The organism is Kitasatospora sp. NPDC090091 (assembly GCF_044747365.1).
Taxonomy (GTDB): domain Bacteria; phylum Actinomycetota; class Actinomycetes; order Streptomycetales; family Streptomycetaceae; genus Kitasatospora.
On sequence record NZ_JBIVDY010000013.1, the window covers coordinates 93,371 to 115,719 of the forward strand.

General features: G+C 73.7%; 17 protein-coding genes. 4 read left to right on the forward strand and 13 right to left on the reverse strand.

The window, feature by feature from the left end:
* Positions 1 to 88: 88 nt before the first annotated feature.
* The 5 genes from ACIPSC_RS23275 to ACIPSC_RS23295 form a co-directional block, all read right to left on the reverse strand.
* The gene (locus tag ACIPSC_RS23275) at positions 89 to 325 is read right to left on the reverse strand and encodes a hypothetical protein (RefSeq protein WP_400827998.1); all 237 of its coding nucleotides are present in this window, start codon (positions 323 to 325) and stop codon (positions 89 to 91) included.
* 238 nt (positions 326 to 563) lie between these two features.
* Positions 564 to 1,841 carry a sugar ABC transporter permease gene (locus tag ACIPSC_RS23280; RefSeq protein ID WP_400827999.1) on the reverse strand — a complete coding sequence of 426 codons (1,278 nt, stop codon included), beginning with the start codon at positions 1,839 to 1,841 and terminating at the stop codon, positions 564 to 566.
* Positions 1,838 to 2,626 carry an ATP-binding cassette domain-containing protein gene (locus tag ACIPSC_RS23285; RefSeq protein ID WP_400828001.1) on the reverse strand — a complete coding sequence of 263 codons (789 nt, stop codon included), beginning with the start codon at positions 2,624 to 2,626 and terminating at the stop codon, positions 1,838 to 1,840. Before ACIPSC_RS23285 ends, ACIPSC_RS23280 begins: the two co-directional genes overlap by 4 nt.
* Positions 2,627 to 2,739: 113 nt before the next feature.
* Positions 2,740 to 3,834, reverse strand: coding sequence for a sugar ABC transporter substrate-binding protein (locus ACIPSC_RS23290; protein WP_400828002.1), 1,095 nt, complete (start codon positions 3,832 to 3,834; stop codon positions 2,740 to 2,742).
* A 409-nt stretch (positions 3,835 to 4,243) separates the two neighbouring features.
* Positions 4,244 to 5,299, reverse strand: coding sequence for an AraC family transcriptional regulator (locus tag ACIPSC_RS23295; RefSeq protein ID WP_400828003.1), 1,056 nt, complete (start codon positions 5,297 to 5,299; stop codon positions 4,244 to 4,246).
* Positions 5,300 to 5,450: 151 nt separating this feature from the next.
* Here ACIPSC_RS23295 and ACIPSC_RS23300 point away from each other — a divergent pair, with 151 nt between their 5' ends.
* Positions 5,451 to 6,332, forward strand: a complete 882-nt coding sequence (locus ACIPSC_RS23300) for an MBL fold metallo-hydrolase (RefSeq protein WP_400828004.1) — start codon at positions 5,451 to 5,453, stop codon at positions 6,330 to 6,332.
* On the opposite strand, the gene ACIPSC_RS23305 is transcribed toward ACIPSC_RS23300, so the two are convergent.
* Both ACIPSC_RS23305 and ACIPSC_RS23310 read right to left on the reverse strand, forming a co-directional pair.
* Positions 6,313 to 6,861: a hypothetical protein gene (locus ACIPSC_RS23305; protein ID WP_400828006.1), complete on the reverse strand. Its 549-nt coding sequence runs from the start codon at positions 6,859 to 6,861 to the stop codon at positions 6,313 to 6,315. The two genes, ACIPSC_RS23300 and ACIPSC_RS23305, sit on opposite strands and share 20 nt — an antisense overlap.
* 71 nt (positions 6,862 to 6,932) lie before the next feature.
* Positions 6,933 to 8,132, reverse strand: a complete 1,200-nt coding sequence (locus ACIPSC_RS23310; protein WP_400828008.1) for an RNA-guided endonuclease InsQ/TnpB family protein — start codon at positions 8,130 to 8,132, stop codon at positions 6,933 to 6,935.
* Between the two features lie 167 nt (positions 8,133 to 8,299).
* Here ACIPSC_RS23310 and ACIPSC_RS23315 point away from each other — a divergent pair, with 167 nt between their 5' ends.
* Together ACIPSC_RS23315 and ACIPSC_RS23320 are read left to right on the forward strand one after the other, a co-directional pair.
* Positions 8,300 to 10,060, forward strand: a complete 1,761-nt coding sequence (locus ACIPSC_RS23315) for a serine/threonine-protein kinase (RefSeq protein ID WP_400828010.1) — start codon at positions 8,300 to 8,302, stop codon at positions 10,058 to 10,060.
* Positions 10,061 to 10,238: 178 nt separating this feature from the next.
* Positions 10,239 to 11,576: an FAD-dependent oxidoreductase gene (locus tag ACIPSC_RS23320; protein WP_400828011.1), complete on the forward strand. Its 1,338-nt coding sequence runs from the start codon at positions 10,239 to 10,241 to the stop codon at positions 11,574 to 11,576.
* Positions 11,577 to 11,676: 100 nt separating this feature from the next.
* Here ACIPSC_RS23320 and ACIPSC_RS23325 read toward each other — a convergent pair whose 3' ends face one another.
* Positions 11,677 to 12,459 carry an NAD(P)-dependent oxidoreductase gene (locus tag ACIPSC_RS23325; RefSeq protein WP_400828013.1) on the reverse strand — a complete coding sequence of 261 codons (783 nt, stop codon included), beginning with the start codon at positions 12,457 to 12,459 and terminating at the stop codon, positions 11,677 to 11,679.
* A gap of 71 nt (positions 12,460 to 12,530) precedes the next feature.
* Here ACIPSC_RS23325 and ACIPSC_RS23330 point away from each other — a divergent pair, with 71 nt between their 5' ends.
* Positions 12,531 to 13,445 carry a LysR family transcriptional regulator gene (locus ACIPSC_RS23330; protein WP_400828015.1) on the forward strand — a complete coding sequence of 305 codons (915 nt, stop codon included), beginning with the start codon at positions 12,531 to 12,533 and terminating at the stop codon, positions 13,443 to 13,445.
* A gap of 53 nt (positions 13,446 to 13,498) precedes the next feature.
* On the opposite strand, the gene ACIPSC_RS23335 is transcribed toward ACIPSC_RS23330, so the two are convergent.
* The 5 genes from ACIPSC_RS23335 to ACIPSC_RS23355 form a co-directional block, all read right to left on the reverse strand.
* Entirely contained in the window at positions 13,499 to 13,852 is a 354-nt protein-coding gene (locus ACIPSC_RS23335; protein ID WP_400828017.1) for a hypothetical protein, read from the reverse strand.
* Between the two features lie 73 nt (positions 13,853 to 13,925).
* A complete protein-coding gene (locus ACIPSC_RS23340; RefSeq protein ID WP_400828018.1) occupies positions 13,926 to 14,582 on the reverse strand; it encodes a hypothetical protein in 657 nt (218 codons plus the stop codon).
* A 150-nt stretch (positions 14,583 to 14,732) separates the two neighbouring features.
* Positions 14,733 to 17,282, reverse strand: coding sequence for a SpoIIE family protein phosphatase (locus ACIPSC_RS23345; protein WP_400828020.1), 2,550 nt, complete (start codon positions 17,280 to 17,282; stop codon positions 14,733 to 14,735).
* Positions 17,279 to 21,511 (reverse strand): HAMP domain-containing protein, encoded by a 4,233-nt coding sequence (locus ACIPSC_RS23350; RefSeq protein WP_400828128.1) that lies wholly within the window; start codon positions 21,509 to 21,511, stop codon positions 17,279 to 17,281. Before ACIPSC_RS23350 ends, ACIPSC_RS23345 begins: the two co-directional genes overlap by 4 nt.
* 263 nt (positions 21,512 to 21,774) lie before the next feature.
* Entirely contained in the window at positions 21,775 to 22,143 is a 369-nt protein-coding gene (locus ACIPSC_RS23355; RefSeq protein ID WP_400828022.1) for an STAS domain-containing protein, read from the reverse strand.
* Positions 22,144 to 22,349: the final 206 nt, after the last annotated feature.

Below are 22,349 nucleotides of genomic sequence, written 5' to 3' on the forward strand. Positions count from 1 at the left end.
GGGCGCGGGTGGCGGGGCGGGCCGGGGGGGGCCGCCCGCGGGCGGGGGGGGGGGGGCGGGGCTCGGGGCCGCCGCCGGGCCGCCGCGCTCAGGCCTCCTGGGCGTCCAGCCAGTGCAGCAGAATCGCCCGCTCCGCCTCGGTGCCGGCGTGGCTGGCCGGGTCCAGGGCCCACCGGCGGATCCGCACGAGGGTCTCCGCGTCGAGGTCGAGGTAGAGCCGCCAGTGCGCCCGGGGGTGGCAGTGGGGGTCGGCCGGTTCGTCGCACTCGTGGCAGTGGCTGAAGAACGCGTTCACCAGACGGTGTGCGATCGACTCGGCGGGCATGGCGGGAACACTTCCTCGTTCACTCGGGTTCGCGCGCCGACCTCCCCGGGCCGGGGCGCACGGTTTCCAGGGTGCGGGGAGCCGCCCGCCGCCCGGCAGGGACGAACGTCCTGAGCGCACGGCCCGGCCCCTCACCCCCGACCGACCCGCAACGCGCCGGGACACGCCGAACCGCCCCGGAACACGCCAAGGCCCGGTACCCGTGGGGGTGGGTACCGGGCCGGTCTCGGGGTGCGGGTCAGCCGCGACCCGACGACTTCTGGGTACGGCGCGAGACCGAGTCGAGCACGACGGCGGCGAGCAGCACCGCGCCGGTGATCATGTACTGGATGGCCTGCGCGGCGTGGACCATGTCCAGGCCGGTGGTGATCGACTGGATGACCAGGATGCCGAGCAGCGCCGACCAGGTCTTGCCGCGCCCGCCGAAGAGGCTGGTGCCGCCGATGACCGCGGCCGCGATGGCGCTCATCAGGACGTTGCCGCTGCCCAGCGCCTTGTCCGCGGAGCCCTGCTGCGAGGCGATGAACAGACCGCCGAGGCCGGCCAGAGCGGCCGAGATCATGAAGACCGAGATCCGGACCCGGGCGACGTTGATGCCCGCCCGGCGCGCGGCCTCGATGCCGCCGCCGACCGCGAAGATCTTCCGGCCGTACGAGGTGCGGCGCAGCACGAAGTCGGTCAGCACGACGACGCCGAGCAGGATCACCAAGGGCAACGGCAGGCCGCGGTCCTGGTTGAGGGTGTACGCGCCGACGAGGGCGAGCACCGCCAGGGCGCCGGTGCGCAGCGCGATCTCGCCGGTGGTCCGGCCCGGGAGGCCGGCGGCGGTGCGCCGGCGGGCCTCGATGAGCTGGCCGGCCAGGAAGACGCCGATCGCGAGGATCGCGAGCACCCAGGCGAAGGCTATGTCGCCGTCGCCGATGAAGTAGGTGTCCAGGTTGGCGACGACACCGTCGTTGATGTTGTTGATGGTGCCGAGCTTGCCGAGCACGTAGTCCTGGAGGCCGCTCCAGGCGAGCATGCCAGCCAGGGTGACGACGAACGCGGGCACGCCGATCTTGGCGAAGAAGAAGCCGTGCAGGGCGCCGATGGCCACCGCGGCGGCGATCGCGATCAGGATGGCGAGGCCTTCGTTGAGGCCCTCGCGCACGGCCAGCACGGAGGTGATCGCCGCGGTCACACCGGCGATGGAGCCGAGCGAGAGGTCGATCTCGCCGAGCAGCAGGACAAAGACCACACCGACGGCGATCAGGCCGGGGCCGGCGATCCACTTGGTGATGTTGGTCAGGTTGTCGGCCTGGAGGAAGTGGCCGGTGACGCTCTGGAAGATGACGGCGATCAGGATCAGGCCGATGACGACCGGCAGCGAGCCGAGGTCACCGCTCTTGATCTTGCGGCGGAACTCGTCCACGTAGCCGGCGACACCGCCCTGGCGCACCAGAAGGCGCGGGTCCACCGCCGGGGAGGCGGGGGTGGCGGGAGTCTCGGCGGTGGGGGTGGTCTGGCTGGTGCTCACTTCGCTTCCTCCGCGATGCGTGCCTGGCGCCGGGTGACGGCGTTGTCGGTGGCGCCGGTGATGGCGGAGATGATCTCCTCGGACGTGGTGCCGGCGACCGGGAAGGTGCCGTTGTTGCGGCCGAGGCGCAGGACGGCGACGGTGTCGGCCACCGCGCGGACGTCGGCCATGTTGTGGCTGATCAGGATCACGCCGAGGCCCCGCTCGCGCAGTCGCTCGACCAGGTCGAGGACCTGCGCGGTCTGCTCGACGCCGAGGGCGGCGGTGGGCTCGTCGAGGATGACGATCCGCGGGTCGCCGACGAGGGCGCGGGCGATCGCCACGACCTGGCGCTGCCCGCCGGAGAGGGCGGCGATCGGGATCCGCACGCTGGGGATCCGGATCGAGAGGGTGTCCAGGAGCTCCTTGGCGCGGCGTTCCATGGCGACCTCGTCCAGCGTGCCGTGGCGGCGCAGCTCACGGCCGAGGAAGAGGTTGGCGACGACGTCGAGGTTGTCGCAGAGGGCGAGGTCCTGGTAGACGGTGGCGATGCCGAGCGCCTGGGCGTCCTGGGGGCGGGCGATGCGTACCTCGCGCCCCTCCCAGCTGATGGAGCCCTCGTCGATCGGGTGAACCCCGGCGATCGTCTTGACCAGGGTGGACTTGCCGGCGCCGTTGTCGCCGACCAGGGCGACGACCTCGCCCGCGTGGACGTCGAGGTCGACGTCGGTGAGTGCCTGGACGGCGCCGAAGCGCTTGGAGACCTCGCGCAGCGCCAGTACGGGTGCGCCTGTCACGTGAACCATCTCCTGCGGGGTAGTGCTCGGGGCGGGGTGGGTGTGGTGGGTGCGCGGGCGCCGGGGCCGGCGCTCCCCTGGTGTGGTGGGGAGCGCCGTGGCCACCGGGCCCGGCGGGCGCGTTACTTGAGGCCGGCTGCGGCGCAGGCGGCGGCGTAGTCGCCGGCGCAGATGTCGGCGGCCTTGTAGAGGCCGTCGGCGATCACGGTGTCGTTGATGTTCGCCTTGGTGACGATCTTGGGCTCCAGCAGCTTGGCCGGGATGCCCTTGTCGGTGTCGCTGTCGATGGTCGAGGGCGCGACGGACTTGAGGTCCTTGCCCTGGAGGAGGTTGACGGCCAGTTCGGCGGCGCTGTCGGCGAGCGGCTTGTAGGCCTTGTAGATGCTGTAGGCCTGGTCGCCGGCGACGATGCGCTGGACGGCGTCGAGACCGGCGTCCTGGCCGCCGACCGGGACGGTGATGCCGGCCGACTTCAGCTGGGTGATGATGGCGCCGGCCATGCCGTCGTTGGCCGAGTAGACGGCCTGGAAGCCGTCCTTGCCGAGCTGGGTGATCGCGGCACCGATCTTCTGGCCGGCGACGGTGGGCTTCCACTCGCCGGACTGCTCGTAGACGACCTTCTTCACCTTGCCGTCGAGCGCCTTGTGGGCACCGGACTTGAACTTGGCGGCGTTCGGGTCCGCCTCGTCACCGTTGATCATGACGATGTTGGCGTCCGCGGCCTTGGCGCCGAGCGCCTCGACCAGGGCCTGGCCCTGGAGCTCGCCGACCTTCTCGTTGTCGAAGGAGACGTAGGCCGAGACCGGGCCGGTCGCCAGGCGGTCGTAGGCGACGACCTTGACGCCCTTGTCGGCCGCCTCCTTGACCCAGGACTGGGTGGACTTGGCGTCGAAGGCGTCCAGGATGATCACCTTCACACCCTGGGCGATCAGGGTGTCGAACTGCTGCTTCTGCTTGGACGCGCTGCCTTCGGCGTTGCTGTACTGCACCTTGCAGTCCGGGCACAGCGCCTTGACCTTGGCCTCGATGAAGGGCCGGTCGAAGGACTCGTAACGGGTGGAGGAGGCGTTCTCCGGGAGCAGCAGGCCGATGGACTTGCTGTCGCCGGAGCTCGCGCTGTCCTTCTTGTCTGCGCCGGCCTTGCCACAGGCGGCCATGGACAGGGCCATCGAGACCGCGGCGGTGCCGATGACGACGCGACGCATCGTTGCGTTCATGTGGGGGGTGCCTCCCTGACGGTGCCGCAGCGCTGCGGCGGGGTGGGAGGAGTTAACCCGGCCGTCTCGCATGACGTCAATAAGTAAATTCAAGACAGGCCGAGTCGACGGCTATTCGTTATCTTTGTGAACGCCTACCCAGCGTTGAAACTTGGAGGAAACTCCGAACACCCACCCGACAGGGTCGGACAGAACGGGCGAATAACCGCGATTGCACCCCTCCCCCTGGTACGGACCAGCGGTGATGGAACCGTGGCGATCCACCATCGATCCACCTCTTCTTGAGCACATTCCCTTGACAGGGGCAGGGCAAAACAACTCTTGTGTTCAAGACTTTGATCGGTAGCGGAACGAAGGCCACCTGATGGACGGCGGCGGTTCAGCCAGGGCCGGACCGGGCGCGGGCCGGTCAGGCGAGGGCCGGCCGGCCGGCGGCGGTCGCACCCTCGGCGCGGGCGGCGCGGTAGCGGCCCGGAGTGGTGCCGAAGAGCCGACTGAATGCATGCGACAGCGCGTACGGCGTGCTGTAGCCGACGCGGCGCGCGATCGCCTCCAGCGGGTCGTCCGTCTCCTGCAGCAGGGTCGCGGCCCGGGTCATCCGCCACCAGGTGAGGTAGGCCATCGGCGGGCGGCCGACCAGCGCGGTGAAGCGCCTGGTCAGGGTGGCCCGCGAGACGCCGGCCCGCGCCGCGAGCCCGTCCGCGCTCCAGTCCCGGGCCGGATCCTCGTGCACCGCGCGCAGCGCCGCGGACACCACCGGGTCGCTGAGTGCCGCCGGCCACCGCCCGCGGGCGGTCCCGGTGCCCGAGCCGGCCTCGGCGTCGGCACCCACGCCCGGCCTCGCATCCGGCCCGGCATCCGGCCCGCGCTCCAGCCAGGCCCGGACCAGGTACACCAGCAGCAGGTCGACCAGGCTGGGCACGGCGAGCGCGCCGCCGGCCCGGTCCGCCACCACCTCGCCGCCCAACAGATCGACGGCGGCCCGCAGTTCGGGGTGGCTACCGACCCTGGTCGGCAGGTGCAGCACGTCCGGGAGCTCGCGCATCAGCGGATGGGTGCGGCTGTGCTCCAGCCGGTACTTCCCGCACAGCAGCTCGGCCACCGGGCCGCCGGCCACCCGGTGCTGCAGGTCCACGGCGGCCCGCGGCGGCCGCCGTCCCGGCACCGACCCGCCCGGGCCGAGCAGCCGGTCGACCGGCACCGCGCGCTCCACCTCCGCCGGCTCCAGCGGCGCACCCGCGAGGACGTGCCCGGTGCCGTGCGGCAGTAGGACCGCATCGCCGGCGGCCAGGGTCAGCGGCGCTCCGCCGTCCGGGAGCAGCCAGCAGCCGCCCTCCAGGACGACGTGGAAGCCGGCCCCGTCGTAGCCGGGGATCCGGGCGCTCCACCGACCGGCGACCCGCAGCCGGTTGGTGGCAGGCCGCCCGATCCGCACCGCCGCGATCGCATCGCTCACCACGTCCATGCGGGCCAGGATAGCGCCGGTGGCGCCGATCTGAGCCGCTGTCGTATCTGGACGAGCCAATCGCGCATTGAACGGCTCATCACGTAACTCCTACGCTCTTCAGCAGCGGGGCCGAGGGGGCCGCCGCAGGAGCTCATCGGGAGGGAACACCGTGGAGCGGATCGTGCTCGGCGACGCCGAGATCACCCGGGTCAGGGAGTGGGAGGGGCCGTTCGCCCCGGCACAGGCGATCGTGCCGGGCCTGGCTGGCGAGGTCTGGAAGGAGAACGAGGACTGGCTGGCGCCCGACCACTGGGAGCCGGCGACCGACAGCCACGTCGGGGCGCTGCAGACCTGGGTGGTGCGCCACGGCGGCCGCACCGTCCTGGTCGACACCGGAGTGGGCCGGGACCGGGACCGCCCGGGGAACCCGCTGTTCCACCGGCGGCCCAGCGACCTGCTCGGCCGGCTCGCGGAGGCCGGCGTGCAGCCGGAGGACGTCGACGTGGTGGTCAACACCCACCTGCACGTCGACCACATCGGCTGGAACACCATGGACCAGGACGGGACTTGGGTACCGGCCTTCCCCAACGCCGTCTACCTGATGCCGGCCGCCGACCACATCTGGCTCGCCGCCCAGGCCGAGCAGGACCGGACCAGCGCCCAGGGGCTGATGTACGCCGACAGCGTCCTGCCGATCGAGCGGGCCGGGAAGGCGGTGCTCTGGGAGGGCGAGTACCGGATCGACGACGCCCTCACCCTGGAGGAGGCACCCGGCCACACCCCCGGCTCCTCGGTGCTGCGGCTCGCCTCGCACGGTGAACGGGCCGCGTTCGTCGGTGACATGATGCACAGTCCGGTCCAGATCCTGCACCCCGGCTCCAACAGCTGCTTCTGCGAGGATCCCGAGCGGGCCGCTGCCAGCCGCCTGCGCGTCCTCCAGCGGGCGGCGGACGATGGCGAGTTGGTGATCCCGGCGCACTTCGGCGGCACGGGGGCGGCCGAAGTGCGGCGCAACGGCGCAGGGTTCGAGGTCACCCGCTGGGCAGGCTGACCCGGCCCGGGACCGCCCGGCCTCCCCGGCCACCACCCTGCGGCAGCAGGGCGAGCAACTGCTCGGTGTGGCCGGGGATCTCGGCCACGGCGAGGCCGTTGACGAGGTCTCGCAGCGGCACCGGCGCGTCCACGAGCACGGCGCCGTGGGACAGGAGCAGGGTGGGCACGGGCGTGTCCAGCTCCGGTCCGCTCAACGCGGCGCCGCCGAACGCGCAGAGCGACTCCGCCTGGCAGCGGATGCGCTCCCGGAGCCCCGCCGAGCCGCCGGCTCGCTCGATGACGCGGTCGATCGTCCAGGTGTCCTGCGCCGGGCGGTTGTCGTAGGTGGTGTTCGCGCCCGCGGCGATCGAGGCGGCGGCTCCGACCGTCGCCGCTGTCACGAGGGCGACGTGCGCGAGGATCCGGTCGGCGTTCCACTCCCCCTCCGGCGGAGCGAGGACCCGGTCGCCGGCGTCGGCCACCTCGGCGGCGGCGTCCAGCAGCGCCCGGTACGCCTCACGCAGCGCGGTGGTGTCGATCAGGTCCATCAGGTGCACTCCCTCTTCGAGGCGTGATCGCTATCGTGACTCCTCCTCCACGTAAGCGTGGGGGCTTCTCGCTAACCCTTGCGGGCGTCGCGACGGACCAGCCCGGCCCGTAGAACGTTCACAGCGCCCACCGTGTCGGCGTGCGCCCGGTGGTCGCACTGCTGACAGTGGAACTGCTCCTGTGTGGGCCGGTTCTCCTTGGCGGTGTGCCCGCACGCGGGGCACCGCCGGGAGGTGTTGCGGGGGTCCACGACGATCACTTCCCGTCCGGCGCTTTCAGCCTTGGCGTGCAGGATCGTCAGGAACACCCCCCAACCGGCATCCGAGATCGAGCGGTTGAGCCCGGCCTTCGCGGCAGCGCCGTTGGGCAGGAAGGCGCCCAGCCGGTCGGGGTCGGGCCTGGGCGCGGGGGTGCGCACCATGGTGCGGATCCTGAGGTCCTCGTGCGCGATGAAGTCGTGCCGACGTACGAGGTCGAGCGCGGTCTTGTGGGCGTGGTCGAGACGTTGGCGGCGGACCTTGCGATGCAGGCCGGCGACGCGCTGAACCTGCTTGCGTCGGCGGTCGCCGCGTCGCTCGCACCGGCCCAGTGCCTGCTGGGCGGCTTCGAGCCGCGCGGCGGCCTTCCGGCCGTGGCGGGGGTTGGGCACGAACCCGCCGTCGGAGTCGGCGAGGAAGTTGGCAATCCCGAGGTCGATGCCGACCACGCTGCCGGTCGCGGGCAGCGGTTCCGGTTCGGCCTGCTCGGCAGTGAGGATGACGTACCAGCGCCTGCCCTCGCGCCTCACCGAGACGGTCTTGACCTTGCCGGCCACCGGGCGGTGCCGGTTGACCCTGACGTGTCCGACGCCCTGGAAGCGGACGCGGGTCACCGGATCGTGCGGGGTGGAGTCCCAGCGGCAGCCGTCGCCGTCCCTGGGGAAGTCCACCGTGTCGAACCGGTTGACGCCCCGGAACCGCGGGTATCCGGGCTTCTCCCCGGCCTTGATCCTGCGGAAGAACGCGGTGAACGCCTTGTCCAGACGGCGCAGCGTGGCCTGCTGCGAGGAGAATGACCAACGGCCCTGACGCTCCGGGTCGAACGCCCGAATGTCCTTGAGCTGCGCCGACTGCTGCCCGTACTTGATCGAGGTCTTGGAGACGTGCCGGTAGGCATCCCGGCGCTCCTGCAGCGCCCCGTTGTAGAGCGAGCAGTGGTCCCGCAGCATCTCGGCGAGGGCCTGCGCCTGCCCCACGGTGGGCCTGATGAGGAACTTGTACGCACGGATCACCCGGCCCACCCCCTTCCGTAGATGCGATCAAGCTAGTGCACGCCACTGACAACGCAGTGATCTCCGCCGCTTCTCGGCTCCGGACCAAGGATGCATTCCCTCCCCGGCTGAAGCCGGGGATACCCTGCAAGATCAGGGATGGCGCCGGTCGACGAGGGGGGACGGCGATGGCAGCCGCGGTGGGCGGTACGGCAGGCGAAGAGGCGCGCGAGGGCCTGGTCATCGTGGACAGGTACCGGCTGGTGCGCCGGCTGGGCGCGGGCGGGTTCGGGCAGGTCTGGCAGGCGGCCGACACCGTGCTGCACGTCGACGTCGCGGTCAAGCAGGTCTGGCTCGCCCCGGCCATGGACGCCGCGGAGACCAGCGAGCGGCTGCTCCGGGCCCAGCGCGAGGCGCGCAGCGCCGCCCGGCTCCGCGACCACCCGCACGTCGTCGCCGTGCACGACGTCGTGGTGGCGGACGGGGTGCCGTGGACGGTGATGCAGCTGGTCGCGGGGAGCTCGCTCGCCGACCGGCTGGAGGCGGGCGGGCCGCTCGCCCCCGAGCACGCCGCCCGGATCGCCGCCGCCATGCTCTCCGCCCTCGGCGCCGCGCACGCGGCGGGCATCGTGCACCGGGACGTGAAGCCGGCCAACATCATGCTGGCCGACGACGGCCAGATCCTGCTGACCGACTTCGGCATCGCCCTGCGGCACGAGGAGACCGCGCTGACGGTGTCCGGCGCCATCATCGGCTCCGTCGAGTACATGGCGCCCGAGCGGATCCAGGGCGAGGGCGACGGGCCGGCCGGGGACCTCTTCTCCCTCGGCGTCGCGCTGTACCACGCCGTCGAGGGGCGGTCTCCGTTCCGGCGGGCCACGCCGACCGCCTCGCTGCTGGCCGCGGTCTCCGAGGAGGCCCCGCCGCTGCGGCACACCGGCACCCTCGCGACGGTGATCCAGGGTCTGATGACCAAGGACCCGCGGCAACGGCTCACCGTCGAGGCGGCCACCGCGCTCCTCGCGGGGTCGGCCGCGGCCGCCGTGCCCGTCCCCGCGGCGGCGATCGCGACGCCGGCCGGCAGCGAGGCGCCCACGCACGTCATCGCCGCCCACCCGACCGGGCCGGTCGTCCCCGCGCCCACCACGCCGTTCACCGTGCCGGTTCCGACGCCCACGCCGGCTACGGCCGCGCCTGTTGCCGCGCCGACCACGTTCGGGCCGGAGACGCCGGCACCGGGCGTTCCCGCACCCGAGGTGCCCGGGAGGGCCCCCGGCAGCCGCCCGAAGCGGCGGTGGGGCGTGATCACGGCCTCCCTCGTCGCGGGCGTCACCGCGCTGGGTGTGGCCTTCGCCGTGCCCTACTTCTCCGGGACCGGGGAGATCCAGTCCAAGCTCCTGCAGAAGAACGAGCTGCCGGCCGGCTACAGGACCGACTGGGGAGCGGGCGACATGGGCTACCTGAAGCCCGTCTCCGGCAGCTGGCCGTGCGCGGCCCGCAACCGGCAGGTCGTCTGGAAGCACTCGGAGGACGACACCGTGGAGTACGTCCGGGACGGCAGCGACGCGAGGACCCACTACGGCTTCAACGAAGGCCTCCGGAAGGCCGATCCCGCCGCCGCGGCCCGGCACATGCAGGCCGTCCGGGACGAGATCGCCGAGTGCTCGTCCTTCACGGTGGACCTCAAGACCGGTCGGAGCTCCTATCGCTGCGAGGTCACCATCACCGCCCTGCCCGCCCCGCAGGCCCCCGGCCTCGACATCGTGGGCCGCCGGGAGACACTGACCTGCAGCGAGGGCGGCAGCCCCTACGCTCCCGCCGTCGTGGAGAAGTTCACCGCCGCGCGGGGCGGATACCTCGTCGAGTTCTTCGCCACCGGCAGCTACCCCTTCCCACCCGCCGAGGAGACCTCGACCCTGATGACCAAGGCCCTGCGCAAGCTCTCCTGACTCCGCGCCGGCCACCGCCGTCGCCACCGCCGTCGCCACCGCCCCCTCCGCCCCCTCCGCCGTCACCGAACGGGCGTCCGTCGCTCGTTCGGATGGACTTCCGTGCGGGAAGGGGGAGTTCGGGCACAGGTTCCGCGATCGTGAACCCCGAACCCCGGAATCTCGGCACGGAGGCCGCATGGGCAGGAAGTACGCATCGGGACGGGCCGTCGTCATCGGCGGCGGCTACGCGGGGCTGGTGGCCGCACGGGCCCTGGCCGACCACTTCGGCGAGGTCGTGCTCGTCGAGCGGGACCACGTGGACGCGGACACCGGAGTCCACCCCAGTGCACCGCAGGGCTACCACGCGCATGCGATGCTCGCCCGGGGCGGCGAGCTCCTGGAGCAGCTCTTCCCGGGGCTGCGCGGCGAGTTGGAGGCCGACGGCGCGCCCGTGTTCGACTACGGTCTGGGCATCGACTTCCTCCTCCCCGGCGGGTTCGCACCGAGGCAGCCCACCGGCGTGATGATCCAGAGCTTCACCCGGGACGAGCTGGAGCGGCGGATCCGCCGCCGGGTGCTGGACCTCCCCGAGGTCACACCGATGCCCGGCACCCGGTGCGAGGGGCTGCTGCGGGACGCCTCCGGCCGGGTCCGCGGCGTGCGGTACGCCACCGCGGGGGCCGACCCCGAGGAGCTCACCGCCGACCTAGTCGTCGACGCGTCGGGCCGCACCAGCAAGCTGGAGGACTGGCTGCGGGCCGACGGCGTCGCGGTGCCGCCGAAGCGCGTGGTGAAGGCCAGGGTCACCTACACGTCGATGAACTTCGACCGGCCCGAGGACCGGCCGGCGGACTACCAGATCGCCTACCAGATGCTCTTCGCCCCCGAGGTGCGGCAGGCCGGGGTGCTGCTGGCCGTCGAACGCGGCCGGTGGACCTGCTCGTTGTTCGCCTACGACGACGAACCGCCCACCGACGACAGCGGCTACCTGGCGTTCGCCAAGGGGCTGGGCAATCCGCACCTGGCCGAGCAGATCGAGCAGCGCACCGTCCAGGAGCCCACCCACCGCTACACCAACCTCGACAACCAGTGGCGCCAGTACCACGCCGTCAAGGAGTGGCCGGAGCGGCTGGTCGCCCTCGGGGACGCCGTCTGCGTCTTCAACCCCGTCTACGGCCAGGGCCTGACGGTCGCCGCCATGGGGGCGGACCTGCTGGGCCGGATGCTCGCCGACCGCGGGCCGGAGCAGGGCCTGGACGGTCTCGCCCGGGCCTACCAGCGCCGGCTGGCCCGGCTGGTGCTGCCGCCGTGGACGCTCTCCACCAACTCGGACCTGATGTGGAGCCCGGGCGGGCAGCCGCTCGCCGCGCGCATCGCGCACTGGTACAACGAGCGGCTGCTGCGTGTGTCCGTGCGGGACGCAGCGGTCTGGGCGCGGTTCGTCCGGGTCGTCAACATGGTCGGCTCCCCCGCGCTGCTGTTCCACCCGGCCGTGGCGCTGAAGGTCCTCACCGCGCCGTCCCGCGGGCGGTAGCCGGCCCGTGGCCGACCCGTGTCAGACCGCCGACCGCCCCCGGTGCGCCGCCGGCGGGTCCACACCCCGCCGACGGCGCGCTGCCGCCGACGCGGCGCGCCTACCCGCGGATCGCGTCGACGATCCGGGAGAGGTCCTGCTCGGCGAGGTCGGGGTGGGCGAGCAGCTGGTCGCGGACGGCGGTGAGCACCGGGCCGCCGGCCCCCAGGCCGACGTCCTTGGCGGCCAGCCGGATCGGGAAGTCCGAGTCCCGGCTGCGCGCACGGGCCACCGCTCCGCCCAGCGGCCCGTTGGCCAGGACGCCGAGGGCGAGCTCCTCCGACAGGCCGAGTGAGTCGGCGAGCGCCAGTGTCTCGCCGATCAGTGCCACTCCCCCGACCATCGCGCTGATCACGACGAGCTTGAGCGCCGCGCCGGAGCCCGGTCCGCCGCAGCGCAGCACCGTGCCGAGCGTCTCCAGCACAGGCTGTGCCCGGTCGAGGTCCTCGGTCCGTCCGCCCGCCACGACGGTCAGCCCGCCGGTGGCGGCGGGGCCGACGCTGCCCAGCACCGGAGCGTCCACCAGGGCGACGCCGTCGGGCAGCCGGTCACGCAGGGCGGCCGTGGCGTCCGGGCCGATGGACGACATGTCGATCCAGAGCGTGCCGGGCGCGAGCCCGTCGGCGACCTGCCCGGCCACCGCTTCGACCGCCGCCGGGTCGGCCAGCATGGTGATGACGATGCCGGCGCCCTGGGCCGCCTCGGCCGGGCTCGCGGCCTCGGTGAGGCCCTCGGCGCGGCCGGGCGTCCGGTTCCAGACCGTCAGCGGGTGTCCGGTGCCGGCGAGTCGACGGGCCATCGGCAGGCCCATGCGGCCGAGTCCAAGAAATGCGATCTTCTCCATGGCCTCCACGCTAGGGAGGGCGGAGGCAGGCGACAAGCGAATGTCTCGCATGGTAGCCATGCGGTATGGACATGGCATGGCTCGAAGTCTTCCGCACCGCCGCACACCTGGGCTCGTTCACCGCCGCCGGGGATCGGTTGGGGTTCACCCAGTCGGCGATATCCCGTCAGATCTCCACGCTGGAGGCCGAGTTCGGCGTGGTGCTGTTCGACCGGCTGGCACGCGGCGTCCGGCTGACCGAGCACGGCCGGGCCCTGCTGCCGCACGCCGAGGCGATGCTCGACCGGCTCGACGGCACCCGGCGGGAGTTGGCGGCGCTCACCGATCTGAACCTCGGCCGGCTGCGGGTCGGCGCGTTCGACAGCGCCAACGCGGCGCTCGTACCGGAGGCGTTGGCGGCCTTCCGCACGGCACGTCCGAAGGTGGCGATCTCGCTCACCGAGGGCCTCTCGGCGGACCTGCTCGGCCGGCTCCAGGACGGGGCGATCGACCTCGCCGTGGTCGCCGGCTATCCCGAACACGGCTACGACGGCGAGCTGTTCGACCTCCGCCCGCTGGTCCAGGACCCCGTCCTGGTGGCTCTCCCCCGGCATCACCCACTGGCCTCGTGCGACCGCTTGCGGCTGGCCGAACTCGCCGGGGAGGACTGGATCGCGGGCAGCCGGAACACCGAGTCCACCCTGCTCGCCGCCTGCGTCCGCAGCGGCTTCCGGCCGCGTGTCGAGTACGTGGTGGCGGGGTGGACGGGCAAGTTGGGGCTGGTCGCCGCCGGGTTCGGGGCGACGCTGATCCCCTCGCTGGCCGCCCGTGCAGCCCGGCCCGACGTCGCGCTGGTCGCCCTGCACCCCGAGGACACACCGGTGCGGCTGGTGCAGACGGCCACGCTCCGGGCCCGGTCGCTGCCGCCGGCCACCGCCGCCTTCCTCACTCTGCTGCGCGAGGCTGCGGAAGGTGCCCAGGCCGCCACGTCCGGCCGGCGGGACTGACCGGACGTCGGCGACGCCCGGTCATCGGCTCCCCCGGACCGATCTCTACGGGCTCACACCCGGTTGACCCGTACCCCGCCGAGCAGGCCCCAGGCGTCCACCCGGACGGTCGGGCCGCCGGCCACGGTCGGGCCGTCGTCGCTCACGCCGCCCAGGCGCACGCCGCCGACCACCACGCGGACGTCGGGCTGCACGGTGATGCTGACGCCGCCTATCAGGCTCAGCTTGGTGATCTTCAGCTCGGCCCCGTCGGGGAGGTCGAGGTCGCTGAGGTCGATGTCGGCCCCACCGATCAGCGAGGCGGTGACGGTCCGCTCGTGGAGGGTCTTCCCGTCGAGCTTGTGGCCGCCGATGATGCTCACCCGGACGTCGGTTCTGTCGCGGTCCAGGTCGGTTTCCTTGGTCATGATCACCATCGTAGGGCCACCCCGGGGGCGCCCGGCAATCCGTCAGCACCCACCGATTCCGCAGCAGTTGCCGTCACCGGCCGAGCATGTTCCGGAAGCGGCCGCCGGAGCGGGCCGGGACGGCAGGCTCCGGAGCCTCCCGGCCGCCCTGCTCCTCGGCGACCTGCGCGTCCGGCGTGTCCGGCGTGTCCGGCGCACGGGAGGCCTCGGACATGCCGGGCGGTCGGGACACTCCGTACGAGCCGGACGCACCGGGCGTGCCGGGCGTGCCGGGCGCTCCGGGCCCGCCGGACCCGGTGTCCGCCTCCGCGGCTACAGGCCGGCCGGGAGCGTCCGACGGCGGCGCCGCGGCCCCGGGCTCGCGCCCGCCGCTGCGCGCCGCCCGCTCGGCCTCCGTGTACGGCACGCCGTACCAGCGGTCGTACGGCCGACGGCGTTCGGCCCGTGCGGCCGGCGCGGCCGGAGCTGCCTCCCCGGCCCGGTAGGCCGGCTCGGTGCCGAGGCGCACCGAGCGGTGCGCCCGACGGGCTCGGACGATCATGGCCAGGCCCAGGCAGAAGAGCAGGGCGAGCGCGATGCCGGCGAGGAAGATCCCGAGGCTGCTCAGGGTCGCCACGTCGTTGCCGAGGACGGTCGCGGTGTAGTCGGGGCCGCCGTCGAGGTTGTCGGCGATCAGCAGACCGGCGAAGGCGCCGGTGGTCGCCATCAGCAGTAGTCCGAGCAGCAGCATGGCGGTCGTCCTCTCAGTCCGTGCTCCCCCGCATCCGGTTCGTCTCCTGCTCCGCCGCGTCTACCCCGGCCTCGCCGGACCTAACGAACCCCGCCCGGCCCGACGGACCGCACCGCCCTCCACTGCCCCGGGGCCCACGGGCCCGGCCGCTCACTCCACCCGGACGGCGATCAGACAGGTGTCGTCGTCGGTGTCGGCCGGACTGACCTCCAGCAGGTGGTCGAGGTAGCGCTCCAGGTCGGGCCCGGGCGCGCCCGCGGCCCGGATCAGCTCGTCGACCGACTCCTCCACCGGGCGGTCCCGCCGCTCCACCAAGCCGTCGGTGTAGAGCAGCAGGACCTCCCCGGACGCCAGCCTGGTGGTGTACTCCTCGTACTCCGCGTCCTCCAGGGCACCGAGCAGCACGCCGTACGGCAGCGGCAGGACGTGTGCGCCGTCCGCGCCGAGCCGGATCGGCGGCAGGTGGCCGGCCCGGGCCCAACGGATCTCGCCGGCCGCCGGGTCGTAGAGCGCGCACGCCGCAGTGGCGGTGACCTGGCCCGGCTCACGGAACGCGAGGGCGTTCGCCCACTCCAGCAGCCGGCCGGGCCCCGCTCCGGTCACGGCGAGACCGCGCAGCGAGTGCCGGAGCGCCACCATGCCGGTGGCCGCGCCGACGCCGTGGCCGGCCACGTCGCCGACGGCCAGCAGGACCTGCCCGTCGGGCAGCGGCAGGACGTCGTACCAGTCGCCGCCCACCCGGTCGCGCTTGGCGGCCGGGCGGTAGCGGACGGCGGCGCTCAGGCCGGTGGCACCGAGCGGCGGCGGCTCGGCCGGCAGGATCGCCTGCTGGAGCCGGAGCGCGAGTTGTTCGCTCTCGGCCGTCTCCTGCTCGCTGTCGGCCAGCCGCTCCTGGGTGGCGCCGAGCGCGACCTCGGTCCAGCGCTGGGACGACACGTCCTGGTACGCGCCGCGGACGCCGGTCACCCGCCGCGCCTCGTCCAGGACCGGCTCCGCGACGACCCGGGTGTAGCGCTGGGTGCCGTCCGGATGCACCAGCCGGAAGACGGCGGCGGACGTGCGGTGCCGCCGCTGCACGGAGTCGAGCAGCCGGCGGACGGCGGGCGCGTCGTCCGGGTGGACGTGGTCGGCCAGCCGCGCGAGCGGGACGGGGTCGGCCTCGGCGGGCAGGCCGTAGAGCTCGCGGAGACCTTCGTTCCAGAGGATCCGGCCGGTGGCCGTGTGCTCCTCGAAGCCGCAGACCCGGGCGATCCGCTGGGCCTGACGGAGCAGGGCGGCCTGGTCGCCCTCCCCGGAGCGGTCGGTCTCCACCTGCCAGCTGGCCAGGAGGCGCCGGCCCCACGGGGCGACCGCGATCCGCACGGTCGCGGGCAGCGGGGTGGAGCCGCTCTGGAAGACCAGGTGCAGCAGTTCGGCCGGCTGGGGCTCGCCGGTGCGGTGAGCGTGCTGCAGCCGGTCGAAGAGGCCGGTGGCCGAGGCGGTCGGATAGCTCTCCAGCAGCGTGGTGCCCTCCAGCGCCGCTCGGGGGCGGCCGAGCGGGTCGCGGAAGTGGACGTTGACCTGGTCGATCCGGAAGTCGACGAGCTCGCCGTCGCGGAGCACCGGGGCGAGCAGCAGGCCGGGGGTGAGCAGGCCGTCGAGCAGCGGTCCGGCCTGGTCCGCTGCGGCCTCGGGGCCCGCCGGACCGGCCGGGGCGCTCTCGCCGAGCAGGCCGGCGCAGAGTTCGGCGAGGGCGTGCAGCTGCCGGCGCAGCGACTGGTTGAGGGCGGGGGCCGGTCCGGGCCACCGGAGCTCCAGGGCGCCGCGGCAGCGGCCGCCGTCGATCAGCGGGAGGACGGCGCGGTCGCCGGGACCCCGGGCGGCCGGGGCTCCCGGCTCGTCGGCCCGCTCCCCGGCCCCGGTCGCCCGGCCCGCTCGCCCCGTCTCCGTCCCGCCCGGCTGTACCGGGCTCGCCGCCCCAGGGGCGTTCACCGCCCCGCGGCCGTTCACCGCCCCCGGCTCCTCCGCCGTTCCCGGGCCGTCGCCCGCCCCCGGGGTGTCCGGCGTCCCGGGGCCGTCCGCACCGCCGGACGGCTCCGGCCAGAGCGGCCGGCCGGAGCGGACGACGCGCCCGGCCGGAGTGTCGACGCCCGGTGGCACCCGGCTCCAGTTCTCGGCCTCCGCAGCACTGATGCCGGCGTGGGCGGCGAGCACGAGAGCGCCCCCGGGCAGCTGCTGCCAGACCAGGACGGCGCTGCTGCCCAGCGGTCGGGCGGTCTGGCCGAGCACCGCGTCGGCGGCCTGCTGCAGATCGGGGACGACGGCCAGGGCCGGGGTCGGTGGCAGGTTCGCCGGTCCCGCCGACCGGTCGTCGGCTCGCGTCCCGGAGGCCGGCGAGGCCTCGTCGTCGGAGCGGCGGCCCACCGCGCCCGCCCGGACCTCGATCGTTGCCCCGGGACGGCCGGCGATGTCCGCGGCGAGGTCGGCGACCCGCACCCCGGCGTCCCTGGCGAGCCGGGCGAGGTGGACGGCCGCCTCGTCGGGGGAACACCGCAACCGCTCGGCGAGGATGCCGGTCGCGAGGTCCACCGCCGAGCGGGCGGGTTCCTCGGCGCGGAGCCGGTCGAGGTCCTGCTGGAGCCGGCGGACGGTTTCGGCGAGCTCGCGGGCGACCACGGCCGTGCCGGGGTCGTCGGCCTGCCGGCCGGCCACCCCGGTCATGGCGGTGCCAGCCGGTCGCGCATCCGGTCGAGCAGCGAGGGTGTGTCGACCGGCTTGGTGACGTGGTCGTCGGCACCGGCGGCCAGGCTCTTGTCCCGGTCACCGGGCATCGCCTTGGCCGTGACGGTGATGATCGGGACGGGCGCCAGCCGCTCGTCGGCGCGGATGGCGGCGATCGCGGCGTAGCCGTCCAGACCGGGCATCATCACGTCCATCAGGACCACCGCGGTCTCGGGGTGGGCGCGCAGCAGGTCGATCCCGGCCCGGCCGTCGGCGGCGTGCAGGACGGAGACGCCGCGCTCCTCCAGGGCCGAGGTGAGGGCGAAGACGTTGCGCACGTCGTCGTCGACGATGAGGACCGTGCGGCCGGCGAGCGGCTCGTCGGCCGGGGCGCGGCCCGCTGCGCCGGCCGGGGCGTCGGCCGCGGCGGCGTCGGACCGCCGGTCGCCGCCCAGGCAGGCGGCCATCCTCGCGCGCAACTCGTCGAGTCCGGCGACGATTTCGACACCGTCCCAGCCGGAATCGGGCTCCGCCGGTACGTCCGTTCCGCGGCCGGCGGCGCCGTCACCGCGGTAGCCGAGCAGCAGGGGCCACTCGTCGCCGGGCTCCTCCTCCGCGGCTGCGTCCTCGCCGTGTTCGGCGAGGGCGGCGAGCGCCTCCCGGGCGAGGTCGGCGGAGCCGCCGACGTCGAGGACGACGCACCGGTACGGGCCGTCGCCGAGCGCGGCCCGCAGCTCGGCCGGGTGCCCCACGCTGCGGATCCGGGCCGGGGGCGCCGGCTCGCCACCCGTGGCCGCCGCGCTGCGAGCGAGCAGGGTGAGCAGGCCGGGCGGCTCCGGCTCGACGACGAGCGCCTGCGGCGCCCGCCCGGCCACCGCCTCCCCGGCCGCCGTCTTCCCCGCCTCGTCCACTGCCGCCGCGTCCACCGCTGCCGCGCCCGCCGCCTCGCTCACGCCCGCCGGAGCCGGCCGCGTCCCGCTCCCGTGCGGGCCGACCGGCAGGTAGAGGGTGAAGCAGCTGCCCTCGCCGACGACGGAGCGGATGGTGATGGTGCCGCCGAGCAGCCGGGCGAGTTCGCGGCTGATCGAGAGCCCGAGGCCGGTTCCGCCGTAGCGGCGGCTGGTGGTGCCGTCGGCCTGTTGGAACGCGCCGAAGACGGTGTCCAGGTGCTCGGGGGCGATGCCGATCCCGGTGTCCTCGACCCGGAAGGCCACGGCCGCCGTGGCGTGGCCGAGTTCCTTCGGCAGGTCGGTCTCGGAGGCGTGCTCGATCCGCAGCTCGACCCGTCCGACGTCGGTGAACTTGACCGCGTTGGAGAGCAGGTTGCGCAGGACCTGCCGCAACCGGGCCTGGTCGGTGACGAGTTCGGCCGGAACGGCTGGGTCGACGGTGACGGTGAAGTCCAGGTCCTTCTGGTCGGCGAGCGGCCGGAACACGGAGTCGACGTACTCCAACAGCTCGCGGACGGGGAACGGTTCGGGGCTCAGCTCCATCTTCCCGGCCTCAACCTTGGAGAGGTCGAGGATGTCGTTGATGAGCTGGAGCAGGTCGGAGCCGGCCGAGTGGATGACGCCCGCGTACTCGACCTGCTTCGCCGTCAGGTTGCCGCTGGAGTTCTGGGCGAGCAGTTGGGCCAGGATGAGCAGACTGTTGAGCGGGGTGCGCAGTTCGTGGCTCATGTTGGCCAGGAACTCGGACTTGTACATCGAGGCGAGGGTGAGCTGCCGGGCCCGTTCCTCCAGCTCCTGACGGCCCTGTTCGATCTCCAGGTTCTTGGCCTCGATGTCGCGGTTGCGCTCCGCCAGCAGTGCCGCCTTCTCCTCCAACTCGGCGTTGGAGCGCCGCAGCTCCTCCTGCCCCTGCTGCAACTCCTCGGAGCGGTCCTGGAGTTCGGCGGTCAGCCGCTGGGACTCGCCGAGCAGCTCGTCGGTGCGGGCGTTGGCGAGCAGGGTACCGATGTTGACGCCGCAGGCCTCGGCGAACTGGGCCAGGAAGTCCCGGTGGACCTGGCTGAACGGGTGCACCGAGGCGAACTCCAGCACCCCGATCAGCCACTCCTCCAGGGCGATCGGCAGGACGACCAGCGAGCGGGCGTCCGTCCGGCCGGCCCCGGAGGCGATGGTGGCGTAGCCGGGCGGCAGGTCGTCGACGGTGATCCCGCGGCGGCTGCGGGCGGCCTGCCCGACCAGCGACTCACCGAGCCGCACGCGCTGCGGGCCCTCGCCCGCCGGGCGGCCGTAGCTGCTGATCAGGGCGAGTTCGGTGCCCTCCGGCGCCTCCTCGACGAGGTAGAACGCGCCGAACTGGGCGCCCACCAGCGGCGTGAGCTCGTCGGTGATCATCTCGGCGACGGCCCGGATGTCGCGCCGGCCCTGGATGGCGGCGGAGAAGCGGGCGAGGTTGGTCTTGAGCCAGTCCTGCTCCTGGTTGGCACGGGTGGTCTCGCGCAGCGAGCCGACCATCGCGTTGATGTTGTCCTTGAGGTCGGCGACCTCCCCGGAGGCATCGACGGTGATCGAGCGGGTGAGGTCGCCGGCGGCGACGGCGCTGGTGACCTCGGCGATCGCGCGGACCTGCCGGGTGAGGTTGCCGGCCAGCCCGTTGACGTTCTCGGTGAGCCGCTTCCAGGTGCCGGAGACGCCCTCGACCTCGGCCTGCCCGCCGAGCCGTCCCTCACTGCCGACCTCGCGGGCCACCCGGGTGACCTCGGCGGCGAAGGCCGAGAGGGTGTCGACCATCGTGTTGATGGTGGTCTTGAGCTCCAGGATCTCGCCGCGCGCGTCCACGTCGATCTTGCGGGTGAGGTCGCCGTTGGCGACCGCCGTGGTGACCTGGGCGATGTTGCGGACCTGGTTGGTGAGGTTGGTCGCCATCGAGTTGACGTTCTCGGTGAGGTCCTTCCACGTCCCGGCGACGTTCGGCACCCGGGCCTGGCCGCCGAGGATGCCCTCGGTGCCGACCTCGCGGGCCACCCTGGTCACCTCGCCCGCGAAGGCCGACAGGGTGTCGACCATCGTGTTGATCGCGTCGGCGAGGGCGGCCACCTCGCCCTTGGCCTCGATGGTGACCTTCCGCGAGAGGTCGCCACGGGCGACGGAGGTGGCCACCTCGGACATCGAGCGGACCTGCCCGGTGAGGTTGGAGGCCATCACGTTGACGTTGTCCGTGAGGTCCTTCCAGGTCCCGGAGACTCCCCGGACGGTGGCCTGGCCGCCGAGGTTCCCGGCCGTGCCGACCTCCCGGGCGACCCGGGTGACCTCGTCGGCGAAGGCGGAGAGCTGGTCGACCATCGTGTTGATGGTCTCCTTGAGCTCCAGGATCTCGCCCCGGGCGTCGACCCGGATCTTCTGGGTGAGGTCGCCCTCGGCGACCGCGGTGGTGACCTCGGCGATCGAGCGCACCTGCGCGGTGAGGTTCTCCGCCATCACGTTGACGGACTCGGTGAGGTCCCGCCACGTGCCGGAGACGTCCCGGACGTCGGCCTGCCCGCCGAGCCGCCCGTCGGTGCCCACCTCCCGCGCCACCCTGGTCACCTCGCCGGCGAACGAGGAGAGCCGGTCGACCATCGTGTTGATGGTGGTCTTCAGCTCCAGGATCTCGCCGCGGGCCGCGACCGAGACCTTCTGCGTCAGGTCCCCCTCGGCGACGGCGGTCGCCACCTGGGCGATCGCCCGGACCTGGCTGGTGAGGTTGCCCGCCATGGAGTTGACCGAGTCGGTCAGGTCCCGCCAGGTGCCGGCCACGGCGGGGACCTGCGCCTGCCCGCCGAGCCGCCCGTCGGTGCCCACCTCCCGGGCCACCCTGGTCACCTCGTCGGCGAACGAGGAGAGCTGGTCGACCATCGTGTTGACGGTGATCTTCAGCTCCAGGATCTCGCCGCGCGCGTCCACCTCGATCTTCTGGGTGAGGTCACCGCGGGCCACGGCCGTGGTCACCTGCGCGATGTTGCGCACCTGCCAGGTCAGGTTTCCCGCCATCGCGTTGACGGAGTCGGTGAGGTCGAGCCACGTCCCGGAGACGTCCCGGACGTCGGCCTGCCCGCCGAGCCGCCCGTCGGTGCCCACCTCCCGCGCCACCCTGGTCACCTCGGCGGCCACCCGGGAGAGCTGGTCGGCCATGCCGTTGAAGACGTCGGCGATCTCCCCGAGCACCCCGGGCTGGCCGGGGGCCAGCCGGGTGCGGAAGTCGCCGTCGCGCACCGCCGTCAGCCCGGCCAGCAGCTGCCGCAGGCCCTGGTCGGCGGCCCGGGCCCGCTGCTCGGCGTCCCCGGGTACGGGCCCGGGCCCGTACGGGGGCGTCACCGGTGCATCGCTCACGGGTACCGTCCTCCGGATCGGCCGTACGGCGGGGCGGGCCGTCCCGACGCCACCGGGCCGCGGGGGCGGCCACGCTGCCCCAGCTACCACTGTGCCATCGCTTCGTGCGCGGTGACAGACGGCGGAGGCGGGCTCTCCGGCACCGGCCGCGCACCGGCCTCGGGAGTGCCCTGTGGTCAGTCGGGCGGTTCGTCCCGGATCCGGAAGGCGTCGGCGGCCCCGGTGAGTTCGAGCATCCGCAGGACGAGGGGGCGGGGGCGGGCGAGTTCGATCCGGCTGCCGCCGGCGTCGGCGATCGCCCGCCCGCGCAGCATCGCGTTCAGGCCGGTGGAGTCGCAGAACTCCAGATCGCCGCAGTCGATCACCACGGTCGTGCCGGCGGTCAGCAGCACGGAGTCGAGCGCGGTGTGGAGGAGGTCGACGGAGTCCAGGTCCAACTCGCCGCGCAGGGTCAGCACGGTCCCGCCGGCCCAGGGGCGGGCGGCGACGGTCAGCCCGCCGGGCCCGGCCGTGCGGCCCTCGTTCTTCGGCGTGCGACGCTCCATCGGGATCCGCTCCTTGCGCCCGCGTCTGCCGCGTCCTTCCACCATAGGCGGCGCCACAGCCCCGCTCACCCGCTCGGGCGAGCGCGCGATCGAGCCGTGGCGGTCCTGCCCGGGGAGCCGGGCCCCGGGCGGCGGGCGGCGGGCCCGGGCCTCAGGCACACCGTGCTGTGGCCGCCCTCGAAGCGGGCGGCGTAGCCTCGCAGACA